Genomic DNA, 12,941 nt, shown 5'->3' on the forward strand with positions numbered 1-12,941 from the left:
ATTGATGCGACGTCTAAAGATCCTGAATACCGGACAACTTGACGAGCTGGGCCATGTCGTCATATTTATTCAAGGCGTAGAGGTGAATACCGCTAACGCCAGCGGCGCGGTAGGCGTCAATGAGGCCGATTGTATAAGCGATGCCCGCTTCTTTAAAGGCGGCCTTTTTTGCCGCCACGGCTTGTTCGGATTCACCCGGCGCAAAGGGGTTCGGAAAAATCCAGTTCTTCGAAATAATTTCGCAAAGAGCCCTCGGCATCACGCAGCCGTTTCTGGACAGCGCCATATTGATCGTCGCTCCAGCGTCCAGCACCGGCATGATACCCACGTCGACCGGCATGGTGATACCGGCCTTATGAATTTGATCGAGCCACCGCCGGAACTGGTCAATATCCCAACAGAGCTGGGTCATGATGAAGTCGGCGCCCTCATCCTGCTTTTGTTTTAAAAAACCGATATCCGCCTCTAGGCTGCGGCATTGAATGTGGCCTTCCGGAGAACCAGCGACGGCAATCGTAAACCGGCTGCCAAACGCATTTCGGATGAACAAGACGAGCTCTGTCGCGTAGTGTAAATCGCCCCCTGTCCCGGTCCAGCCGAAGGGAAGGTCGCCGCGCAGGGCGAGAATGTGGTCAATACCGTGGTCAAGGTACGTTTGAAGCTGGCTGCGGATTCCGTCCCGCGTGTTGCCGATGCAGGTAAAGTGTGTTATTGGCGTTGCAGCATTGGATTTTTTGACGGCGTCAAGCACCTCAAGATTCCTGCCGGCGTTGGTTCCGCCTGCGCCATAGGTGCAGGATATATAGTCCGGCTTGAGTGTATACAGCTTTTCTAAAACACCGTTTTTGCCGATCAGCTTTGCCATACCCTCGTCCGTCTTTGGCGGAAACACTTCAAAGGAAAAGGCCGTGCGTCTTGCCATTGTGTCGCAAACAGTCATGTCGGTAACTCCTTTCAGGATAAAAAGCGTCTGAGGCTGCGTCTTGCGCAAACGCTTTTTATGTACCGACAAACCCAGATGATTTTAACACCAAGAGGAGATTAAGTAAATATAACAAAGTGCTAAATCGTATGTTTATTTGGTTATTAAATACAATAATCCAAAAAAGTCATTCAAAAATACAAAAATTCCGGTATTTTATAAAACACCTTTGACGATTTGGTTTTCTAACAGGGAAAATCAGGGCGCACGGCGGGCGGCACAGACACTGCCGTGCCGCCCGTCACTGTTCTTTTAAAGCTTGAATTCCGGCGGTGTTGATTTTCCGCCCTCCTGCATATCGTCTTCAGCGTCCCAGACTGTTTCCGAAACCGAAGATGTCTTTTGTGATGTGTCGATGTCGTCTTCGTCATCATCATCTAAAACATCATCAACAACGTCGTCGATGTCAGCACCGCTGGCTTTCAGGTCGTCAATTTCTTTCTGCTTTTCGGCAATGACTAAAAGACACGCCGTTATGGCCGTACAGCCGGGCTCAAAAGCCGGTTCGGGGGATGTGCCGTGCTGCTCAAAGTAGAGCTGGCCGAGCTCGCGGTAAAATCGGCGGATGTTGCCTTTTTCCAGTGCGATTTCCGTTGTCAGCTTCGTTGTGCGGGCTAGCACCTTTGTTTTTTCCTCGGCAATTTTATAAAGTTCAACGGATTTGTCGGCAATTGTCTCCATCGTGTCCTTGGCAATCTGCTTGAGATCATCGAAATTTGTCATGATTAAAACCTCCTTAAGTGTTCTGTCGGCTGTCACTTGTCTTCGTCTTTAAAGATGTTTTGCGGGTATTTTTGCTGTCTTTCTTGTGCTGGTCGGGGTCATCTGTTTCCAGCTTGTCGGCAGAATGCAACGTCTCCGAAACGGCGTTGACATAGAGGGGATGCCTCGGCGTTTTCCGAAGCTGATTGCGCACCAGGATGATAACGGCGGCGGCAACCGACAGCGCGGCGACAAGCTGTGAGACACGGATATCAGTGCCGTGAATATAAAGGCTGTCCGTCCGAAGGCCTTCAATCATAAAACGCCCCAGACCGTACCAGGCCACATAAAGCAGAAAAACTTGACCATCATATTTTCTGTATTTTTTTGAAAAGAAATGAATCAGGACAAAGCCGATGGCATTCCAAAGCGATTCATACAAGAAGGTCGGATGGACGTAAACCGTTCCGGCTGTTGTCGTCAACCCCATTTTCCACGGCAGATCCGTCTGGCCGCCAAAAGCCTCACGGTTTATAAAGTTGCCCCACCGGCCGACGGCCTGACCAATTAAAAGGCCGAGCGCCCCGACGTCAAAGAGAACGCCGACTGGAATTTTTTTGACTTTCGAGTAAATCCAGACGCATAAAACTGCTGCAATGATGCCGCCATAGACGGCAAGGCCGCCTTCACGGAATTTCAGGATATTGAGCCATTTGCCGGGACCGAAATAGTCTGAGGCGTTGAAGAGGATGTAGTACAGGCGGGCACCGACAATGCCAGAGGGGACGGCCCAGATAAATAGGTCGAGCACGTCGTCCTGCGTCAGGCCGAAATCATCGCGTCTTTTTATCACATACAGCGTCGCCAGAACAAATCCGGCGGCAATCAGAACGGCGTACCAATAAATCGCAAAACCAAACACCGTCATTGCGCGCGGCGGGTTTATAACAAAGTGCTCCCCGAACATCGGGAACGAAATCGGAATCTCATGCATTGAAACCACCCTTTTATCGGCAATTTAAAAGCTGCCGACCTTTCATGCGTCGCCGCTCGGCAAAATAACGGACAGTGCCATCGCGTCCGGCGTGAGATTGTCACGGACAAAATTTGTCACGTCGTCAGGCGTGATCGCATTCAAAACCTCTGTTGCTTCAAAGGCGTCGTAGCTTCTGAAGTAGGCGTGCGCCATGTTGTAACAGACGGCGTCAAAAGCGTTGAGCGCACGGATCTGGCGGCCGAGCGCGGCTTTTTTCTGCCGGTCGAACAAGTCCTTGTCACACCCGTTTTTGGCGATGGCAAGCGCTTCTTCTTTAATGGCCTCAAAAACCGTGTCGGGATCCTTGCTCTCACCGCCAAGCATGGTGTAAAAGGCCCCGGCAGCCGCTTCATACGTTGCCGAAAAGCCGCTGTTGACGAGCCCCTGCTGATACAGCCTGAGGTAAAGCGGGGAGGAGTGCCCCGCCAAAATGTCCAGCGCCAGATTGCCAACCAGCTCCTGCCGGAGATAATCGGCCCCGTCTTTGACCGGCTTTGCTTTTGCGCCGATGAGGAAAATCGGTATACTGACGGACATCTTTTTTTCCGTACGCCTTATTTCCGGCTCGGAAGATTCCGCCGGGCCGTAATCGCGGCTGGGAATTTCGCCCGCTTCTTTCGGCAATATCCTGCGCGCAAGCTCAAGGATACTCTCCGGTTCAACATCCCCGGCGACGCAGAGGACCATGTTTGACGGGTTATAAAAAACGGCGTGGCAGTTATACAGCGTGTCGGCCGTTATTTCAGCAATGCTCTCAACGGTTCCGGCAACAGAGTCCCGCAGCGGGTTGTGGCGATAAAGGGCCTTCATCAGCCCGTAGTAGACGGCATAATCCGGCTCGTCCTCCGTCATGCGGATTTCCTGCCCGATGATGCCCTGTTCCTTCTGGACGCTTTCGGGCGTAAAATAGGGGACGGAGACAAATTGGAGCAGAATCTCAAGGTTTTCCTCAAATTTGTCGATGCTCTCAAAGAAATAAGCCGTAATATCCGACGACGTAAAGGCGTTGGGCGAGGCCCCGTTCGCCGAGAGATTCGCCAGCGCGTTGCCGTCTTCCGTATCAAACATTTTGTGCTCAAGAAAATGCGCCACGCCCATCGGCGTGTCAATCCACTGCCCGGCACGCTGAAAGCGCCTGTCGGCTCCGCCGTAATCTGTTGCAAAAAAAGCATATTTTTTGTTATAGCCACGTTTTGGGACGACGAAAACAGTCAGGCCGTTTTCAAGCTTCTCCGTAAACACCTGTTCGCGGATGCGGTCATACCCTTTACTTTTCATGGACAGCACCCCCTTTGCCAAGACCCGTGAGATAGTAGACCGTGTCGAGTTCAATCCCGGCGGCGACGGCGGCAACGTCCTCGCGGGTCACGCCGTCGGCCAAGGCTGCCAGCTCGTCCGGCGTGCATTTGATGGATGCGACGGCCTGATCGAAAAAGAGTTCCTCCAGACCCGTCGGCTTGTCCATCGTGGATTTGACGGCTGTGATGACGGCCCGTTTGGCGGATAAGAGCTCCCAATCGCTGATGTCGCCTTTTTTGACGGCGTCGAGCTGCGCCAAGATTTCGCGCAGCGCCACGTCAAACTTTGAAAATTCGACGCCGGAGGCAACGGCCATGACGCCCTTGTGCTTTTCAATGACGGAGCTTGCGTAATAACAAAGCGATAGCTTCTCGCGAACGTTCATAAAAAGCTTTGAGGTGACGGACGCGCCGAAAACAGCGTTAAAGACCTGCATCGCCGGATAGTCCGGCGCGCGCATAACGCTGCCCAGCCGGAACCCGATGGCCAATTTACCCTGGTTGACGTCAAACTCGTCAACAAAAGACCGAGGCGCGCCGTCCGGCGCTGTCAGGACAACGTCTGTGCCGGTCTCGGTGAAGGAACCGGTCCGCGGCAGGGCAGACAGAGCGCTTAAAAGCGCCGCTTCAACGCGCGCGGGTTCATGGGCCCCAGCGTAAAAAACCTCCATGCGCGACGCGGCGATCAAGTTTTTATAATGCTTCGTCAGCGACATTGGCGTGACGGCTTCCGCTTCCTTTTCATCACCAAGGCGGCCGATACCGAACGCCTCACCGGCACACATGAGCGCATACAGGCGCTCGACTGAGTAAGCGCGCTTATCATTGATAAGCGATTTGATGTCGTCAATCAGGTTTTTCTTTTCGCTTTCGACAGCTTCCGCAGTCAACAGACCGCCGTGCGTTTTCGGCGAGAGTAAGAGTTCCCCCAGCAGTGCTGCCACTTTTTCTAAAATATTTTCGCCCGGCTGTACGAAATCATCGTCAATAAAATCGGCGAGAAAGCCAATACAGTGCATTTCACCCTTTTTCCGCACCATCGGGACAACGCGCGCGCCGTACAGCGCGTCGAGATAATTGTTCACACGCGCCATATCGGGCAGCGACGATGTGCCCTGTAGCAAGACGCGCGGCAGCAGTGCGTTTTTCGCCGCTGTTTCGCGGTCAAGCTTTGTGATCAGGTTCATTGACAGACAGCACGTTTTAAACTTATCTGTTTTGACGCATGTGAGTGTCACATCCGGCATTATTTGTTTTGCGATAACATCCTGCATTGGCGGCCTCCGCTTCAAAATTCCCGGTCACGCGGGGATTTTTTGCTCTCCGCGTTCCTTTATAGTATACCTTATTCCATAAACTTTGGAAAATGTTTTTTTCACTCTTTTTCCGACAGACATTTTTCACCGGCTTTTTCGACGATGACCCGTCCGTCACAGATGGCGCTGCCGTTTAACGTGACCGCTGTCTCGCCGCCATTTTTCACTGTGATATGATACGTTCCGGCACTTGTTTGCCAATCCGCTTCATAGCCATCCCAAGAGGACGGCAAACGTGGTGCGACATGCAAAACGCCGCCGACAAGGTTCAAGCCGAGAAGGTTTTCCAATGCAACGCGCTTAAACCACCCCGCCGCGCCCGTATACCACGTCCAACCGCCGCGGCCAATGTGGCCGGGGGCCGAGTAGACATCGGCCGCCAGCACATACGGTTCCGTTCTGTAGACGTCAATCGGCCGGTCCTGCGGCAGCAATGCTTCCAAAACATCCCATCCGGCGTCCGTCATACCGGACTGAAAAAGACCCATCGCGAGCCAGACAGCCCCATGCGTGTATTGTCCGCCGTTTTCACGGAAGCCGGGGCTGTAGCCCTTGATATAGCCCGGCGTTGAACCGCCGTCTGCAAAGGGCGGGTCAAACAGGCGCACGACGCTGTCCGGCTTGTCATACAGCTTTCGGACGGCGCTGGAGAGTGCCGTTTTCACCTTGTCCGGCTCGCCGCCGGCAAAAGCCGCAAAGCTCTGGGCAATCGAGTCAATCCGGCACTCCTCCGACGTGCAAGAGCCAAGCGGGGCTCCGTCGTCATAGTAACCGCGCAGGAACCAGTCGCCGTCCCAGGAAGCGTTAGAAGCGGCACGGAGGGCATCTGCTGCCTCGGCAAAGCGAGCGGCTGTGCCGGAATCGTTATTATCCCGGCAGAGTGCGGCCATTTTTTCAGCCGTCACACAGGCAAACCAAGAAAGCCAAACGCTTTCGCCAGAGCCGAGCGCGCCGACAAGATTCATGCCGTCGTTCCAGTCGCCGCTGCCGATAAGCGACAGTCCGTGCTGACCCGTGCCGCGCGCCAGTACGAGGTCGACAGCGCGGACGGCATGCGTATAAAGCGGCTCTTGAACAGGCGACAGCAGGGGCTCTTCATAACGTTCCTGCTCGTCTTCCGCCAACGGACTTGACCGGAGATAGGAGATCGGCACATTCAAAACGTCACGGTCGCCCGTTTTCTCAATATAAAGGCACAGCGTATACGGCAGCCATAATAAATCGTCGCTGCACCGTGTGCGCACACCTTTGTCGCCGGTGACGCCCTTGTTTTTGACAGGGTGCCACCAGTGCTGGACATCACCCGCCTCGTACTGATGCGCCGCCGCGCGCACGAGATGCGCCCGGACGAGCGCGGGCACCTCGTCAATCAGCGCGCCGACGTCCTGCAACTGGTCACGAAAACCGTAAGCGCCGCCGCTTTGATACAGTGAGCTCCGCCCGAACACACGGCAAGCCAGCGTCTGATACGTTGCCCAGCCGTTTAAATACCGGTTGAGCGCGTCGCTCGGCGTTTTAACGGACATTTTTCCTGTGATGGACGCCCACCACGCGCGCGTTTCCTTGAGTGAAGCGGCAGCCGCCAACGGATTTGTCAGCGCGCGGAGCGTTTCGTCCTGATCGCAGCCTGTCACAAGGACAACCGTTTGAACGGCTTTGTACCGCGCGGCAATGCACGGCAGAAAACCGGCACCGGTCACGCCGTCATAAACGCCCGCCAGTGCGCTTGTTTTCAGACAGGTAAATGCGTTAGCCTTCACGTTTGTCGTGACGCGGAAAACGGTATCGGGAAAGTCGGTGTTGTATGGGTTGCGCGCTGTGAAACCGTCGTCATCGTGCGCGGTGACAACGTAAACTGCGTTTTTATCATCCGGGGCGAGAACAAGGTCAGTCTCGTACGCAATGTCAATATCGATTTCACGGTCGGCAGAAATGATGAGAACACGAGCCGAGACGTCCGGCGGGACGAATGCCGTCGTCGTATACAAAACGCCGTCGATTTCCTTTTTCCACGCTGCCCAGCCGAAGCCATATGTCACGGCGCAGTCCGGCCCGTCGGGTGATGCGAAAAGCGAAACAGGCCCGGTCGCCGTTAACAGCGCGAGTTTTTCCGTACCAAGGGTCCTGAGACTGTCATTCTGCCACTTGTTAATTTTGTTTTCACGCGCGTTTTCGTGCCACAGATGGCCGGTTCCGGCATCTGTTGCCAGAAAGCCGAAATGTTCGTTTGAAAGCATCTGGCTCCACGCGTTTTCCGGAAGCCGTCCCGAAAAGGTCACGCTATTGTCGTCGTTATACGTCCAGCCGAGCGCCGGGCGGGCTGAAGCATCCGTCAGCCGGAGCGGCAGGGGGCGCGCTGACTGACGCGCTTCACTATTTTTCAGTTTTTCACCGGGTGCGATGACGCGCGAGGAAACAGCGAGTACCGTCGATGCCGACGGGGCGGCGCTGTCGGCCAAATGAATTCCGCCGCGCGCGCTGACCTTAAAGTCGAGGCCTTTTGCCCGCAAAATATCAAGGATGCCCTCACGCAGACGGCTTCTGTAGTCACCGGCATCACGCAGGAGGAAAACGAGATCAAAGGCGGCTGCGTTTTCCGATAAAAAGCGGTGCGCCGTAATCAGCTCTTCCGCGGCGGGAAGATCACAGTCGGATGCCACGGACGCAGTAACAACGGGCAGGTCACCTGATATCCCGTATGCCCAAAGCGCTTTTTGCCCGCTTTTCAGGGCGTCATAAGCTTGCTTGTCAAGCCGCCTGTCAATAGAGGGGTAGACGAGCGCCGGTAAGAGCGTCATCGCGTTTTCCAGCTGTTCCGATGTGAGGGACAGGCGACGCGCCGTTTCATCCAGACGGGAATAAACCGCCGGGCTTTCCGCCGTTAGGATACGCTGGGCGGCGGCGGCGGCTGCCATGTCTGTCGCGGCAGTCGTCAGCGCGAAGGCGACGCGGCAGGGCACGTTTGGCTTAAGTGTCAGTTTGATGCGGACGAGAACGCAGGGGTCTAAAACGGCACCTTGAGAGCCGCCAGCCGGACGCCGCAGCGCCTGTTTGATCGCCAAAAGCCCGCCGCGGCCCAGCGCTTTCTCGCGCGATGTGTCAAACGTAAACGGCGCCGAGACAGCGAGTGCCAGCGCGATACCGCGCCCTTTGGCTCGCGGCCGCCGCCGAACGACGACGGCGCCATCAACGAGCGCCGATTCGAGCGACAGTTTAGAAAACGCGGGGTGCGCCTCATAATCGGACTGTCGAGCCAAAACAGGCTCAAAATAACAAACGAGTTCCATATCGCGCGCGGCGCTTGACACAACCTCCACAACGCGCTTTTCGCCCGCCTCGTTTTCAGGCACGGTAACGGTTACAGTGCTGTGCAGGCTGGCGCATTTGGCCGTCAGGCGGGATAACGCGCCGCCGAGCTCGGCTTCATAATGCACATTGGCATCAAAAAAAGGCGTGGGGAGGAGGGAGACAGTCTCGTCACCGCAGCTTAAAAAGAACGCCATCCCGGCGTTTTCCCCGAACGATTCGTCCGATGTTTTCGTCAGGGTCACGCCATTCCACACAGAGCTTGTCTGACCCGTTTCTGCGCATAAAACGGTATATGCGCCGTTGCCGATCGGGGTGCAGCGCGGCTTGAATATATCGATGCTGTCACTTGTAAACCGCCAGTGGGGGGAGGTGATGCGCGTCGGTTTTTCCGGCACGTCGCGCGGCGGCTGACGCAAAATAATACCGCCGACGGGGACCTTTTCCTGCAAAAGCTCGGCAAAAGCAGCCATACTGCGATCGCGCATAAAGCGTGTTTGCATCACCCCGTTTTTAAGCGCGTTGTCAAGCGCTATGAGGCTCATCCCGAGGTGATGCGCCATATATGTTTTGACGATTTCAAAAGGCTTCGCGCGCATTCTGCTTGGTGTGAAGTCCATGGCTTCATAGAAGCCATACCGCCCCTCGGCTCCAAGCTTGGACAGCCGCCTGAGGTTTTTGACGGCCGACTTCTGAGCGACCGGCAGCGTGAGAAACGTTGCGTATGGGGCAACGACGCTCTCTCGTCCCATCCCGCGCTTAAGCGCAAGGCGTTGAACGCCGTGCGCCTTATAGCGGTAGGAAAGTGACTGGTCGAATGCGTAAAAAGCACTTTCCGACATGCCCCAAGGCATTTTTTTGGCCCGTTTTTTCTGTACGTACAGGCAAAAACGAAGGCTTTCATCAATCAAAGCGTTTTCATAGCACGGGAGTAAAAGCTCCGGCATGAAGTATTCAAACATCGTCCCCGTCCAGGACGCCATGCCCCGATATCCGTCCTTGGCAACAAGCGAGCGGCCAAGCCGCCGCCAGTGCTTGCGCGAAATGTCACCGCGGGCAATGGCAATATAGCTCGTCTGTCGGGCTTCAGACGCCAACAGGTCATACCAGCCCGCCGTCATTTCACCGGTTGAAATGTCGCGTCCAATGCGAAACAGCTGACGTTTCTCATCAAATAAAACGTCAAAACGCATGGCTTTTTCAAGCCGGGCAGCCGTCTCGGCCAGCACCGGCTCGTTGAGTTCCATAAGGCCCTCGCGCAAGGCGATGAGACAACCGGCAAGGTTGCCGCTGTCAACGGTCGAAACGTAAGCCGGCTGCAAGACAGAGAGCGTCTGTGTGTCGTACCAATTGTAAAGATGGCCGTTCCACTTCGGCAGCTTGTCAATCGTTGTGAAAATATTTTTAATCACAGTAAGCGCTTTTTCAGGCTGGCAGACGCCGAGGTCAACGGCGGCTAAAGCCGACAGCAGCGCCAGGCCGATATTCGTGGGCGACGTTCGATGGGCCGTGCCGACGGCCGGCTGCTCCTGAAAATTATCCGGTGGCAAAAAATGATCCTCCGCTGTCAGCAAATCGTCAAAGAAGCGCCAGATGTCACCGGCGCAACGCGCCAGAAAGAGCTTGTCCTCAACTGGCAAGACATCTTTTTTCCGCGTGTCCCGACCGAGCGCTATGACAAGTATTGGTGACAGTGCCCAAACGACTCCGACGGCTGCCGCCGCCGGAAACGGCGTTAGAAGCATCAGCAGGATGGATACCGAAACAGCAGGCCAGAGGCGTATAATGACGGTATAAACAGTGTTTTTTGACCTTTTTTCCGTATCGGCGGCCGTCACCCAGCGCAGCAGATGGCGATGAGAAATGAGCATTCTGAAAAGCGCCGTCATAACAGCATGCAGGCAGACCCATGCTTCAAAAGGGAGCAGGACAAGCCGGATCAGTGTTTGCAGCAGTTGGCCGCCGAGCCCGCTTATGATGGTGGTGTGATATCGCACCCTGCCGTATCTTTTTTGGAATATCCCGGCAGCAGAGGCAATGATCAGATGCGATACAGCCGCCAAAACAGCAATCAGGGATGCCCAGAGAAAATCCTTATTATCAAACAGCATACCGATAACAACCGCCGCGAAGGAAAACACAGGCGTGAGGCTTCGACGCAGATTGTCGGCTATCTTCCAGCGGTCAAGCTGCGACAGGGTGTTTTTGACGCGTGTCCCATCTGCCGTTCTAACCTTGCCGAACAACCAAGGGAGAGACTGCCAGTCGCCGCGCGTCCAGCGGTGCATTCTGTCATAAAACGTCGTAACCTTGCCGGGAAAACCATCCGTCAGCTCAATATCGCCAGCATAGACACACCGGAGGTAAGCGCCCTCAAGCAAATCGTGCGACAAGACGGTGTTTTCGGGAAAGCGGCTGTCGAGACAAGCCAGGTATGCCGCCACATCAATAATGCCTTTTCCAGCAAAGCTGCCTGTGCCGAATAGATTTTGATATATGTCGCTTGTGATGCCGCCGTAAGGGTCAATACCGCCCTGTCCGGCGAAAATACGTGTATAATCCGTTTGGTTGGCGGCCGCGAGGTCGACAGATATCCGCGGCTGAATCAGACCGCAGCCATGCGTGACGATGCCGCGAATTTCGTCAATTATCGGCGTATTCAGCGGATGCAGCATGGCGCCTACAAGCTCGCGCGCCGATCCGGCGGAAAGACGTGTGTCGCTGTCGAGCGCCAAAACATATCGCGCGCCCATCGCAGCACCGCCGTTTCCCGCCGGACAATACAACGAGGAAGGTCTGCCGTTCAAAAACCGGCAAAGCTCTAAAATAGCGCCGCGCTTGCGCTCCCAGGCTGTGAATTGACGATCGGCGCTATTAAACCGCCGTTTGCGCGTTAAAAGAAAAAAACCGCCCCCATACGTTTCGTTGAGCGTGTTGACGGCGTCGGCGGCCGCCTGAAGCGCTGCGCTGTCGTCCACCATTGTTTCGCTCGGTGCGTCCGGCAAGTCGGCCAGCAGGGCAAAAAGCAGATTTTTTCCGGCGTCCCGGTTGGCCAGCCTGTATTCCTCCAGAAGCGCTGCCGCGCGTGCGCCGCTTTTAACGTCTGATAGCAGAAGTGAAATGACGCACACCGTTTTCGCATCGTCCGGGATGCCTTCCTCGAGCTCTAGGCGAAAAACACGCTGAGGCGGGATAAATCGCAGAACAAAATAATCCGTGACGTTTTTGATGATTTCGAAAACAGGGAACAGCAGAAGAAGCGCTATCACTGGCTCGTCAAGCAGAAAGCTGACGAGCAGCGCTATAAAAAAGCTTGATAGGAGTAAAAGACCAATATAAAAGGAGCCCTTATGTTCTTTTTTTTCCTTGCCAAGCGGCTTAATAAAAAGGAAGACGCCGACGTGGGCGTTTATTTCTGCCGACAGCGCCAAAACATGCGCCGCGACATTAAATTCGCTCTGGCCCGTCTCTCGTGCCAGGGCGGCAACAGTACGCCGGTAGGTAAAGCGCGTCTGCTCGTCCATTGTCGGATAGATACCGGCAGGGTCCTTGCGGAGTGTTGTTTCAACGCGGTTGACGCACTCAAGAGTTTTGGACGCATCGAAACCAGATAAAAATCGAAGCGATGTAAAAAGATGCCCCAGATACGCGGCTAGGCCGTCCCCGCAAACATTTTCCGCCATGACAGCACGCAGCTGGCGGCAAACGTCTGCTAAGCTCGTAATCAGCGCCAGACGGACGGCCGGAACGAACGCAGCCAGCTCGTCCTCCGACAGGCAGACCGTCTCCTGAAAGACATCAAGGAAAACGCCCAATCCATCACCAGAAACGCGCCCCGCACCGGCGCGGACGAGCGCCTCGGCAGCATGCGCGATAACAAGCGTCTGCTTTTTATGAAAGGCGGCGCGAAGCCGGGGGGAAGCTTTGAGATCATGGATGGCGCATTTGCCCTCCCGCTCGGCGATGTACCAGTTGTCCAAAAGCCACTCCAGCGCCTGCGGTATGCTGACGTGCGTTTCGGCATAAGCGGCGGCGCGCTGCATGACAGCTTTGATGGCGCTCAGATCGGCGAGTGCTTTTGCGGCCGTACCCTTCGTTGAAACACGGCCGTGCGGCGTCATTTCAGCGGCGGCTTTCGCCGCGCTGTTTTTGAGGTCTTCCGTATTGATGGTCGTGTCATTTTCAGTGCTTGACATGGATGTCTGTTTCCTCCCGGCGTCAATAATCTGTGATATTTTTTCCCATCCGGAAGTAAATATACCGCAGCTGAAAACGCAAAAGACAGCCTCTTTCGAAGCTGT

The 12,941-nt window shown here is 55.1% G+C and carries 6 protein-coding genes; all 6 read right to left on the reverse strand.

The features are described 5' to 3' along the window. Positions 1-13 precede the first annotated feature (13 nt). Complete coding sequence (locus tag IZU99_06020; GenBank protein UOO36842.1) at positions 14-940, reverse strand: methylenetetrahydrofolate reductase; 927 nt, start codon at positions 938-940, stop codon at positions 14-16. Positions 941-1,234: 294 nt separating this feature from the next. Next, a complete protein-coding gene (locus IZU99_06025) occupies positions 1,235-1,705 on the reverse strand; it encodes a hypothetical protein (GenBank protein UOO36843.1) in 471 nt (156 codons plus the stop codon). A gap of 13 nt (positions 1,706-1,718) precedes the next feature. Then, the gene (locus IZU99_06030) at positions 1,719-2,678 is read right to left on the reverse strand and encodes a prolipoprotein diacylglyceryl transferase (GenBank protein ID UOO36844.1); all 960 of its coding nucleotides are present in this window, start codon (positions 2,676-2,678) and stop codon (positions 1,719-1,721) included. A gap of 42 nt (positions 2,679-2,720) precedes the next feature. Next, the gene (locus tag IZU99_06035; protein ID UOO36845.1) at positions 2,721-3,998 is read right to left on the reverse strand and encodes an insulinase family protein; all 1,278 of its coding nucleotides are present in this window, start codon (positions 3,996-3,998) and stop codon (positions 2,721-2,723) included. Further along, complete coding sequence (locus IZU99_06040; GenBank protein UOO36846.1) at positions 3,988-5,292, reverse strand: insulinase family protein; 1,305 nt, start codon at positions 5,290-5,292, stop codon at positions 3,988-3,990. Before IZU99_06040 ends, IZU99_06035 begins: the two co-directional genes overlap by 11 nt. A gap of 101 nt (positions 5,293-5,393) precedes the next feature. Next, a complete protein-coding gene (locus IZU99_06045; GenBank protein UOO36847.1) occupies positions 5,394-12,836 on the reverse strand; it encodes a hypothetical protein in 7,443 nt (2,480 codons plus the stop codon). Positions 12,837-12,941 lie beyond the last annotated feature (105 nt).

This window comes from Oscillospiraceae bacterium CM (assembly GCA_022870705.1).
GTDB lineage: Bacteria > Bacillota > Clostridia > Oscillospirales > Oscillospiraceae > Sporobacter.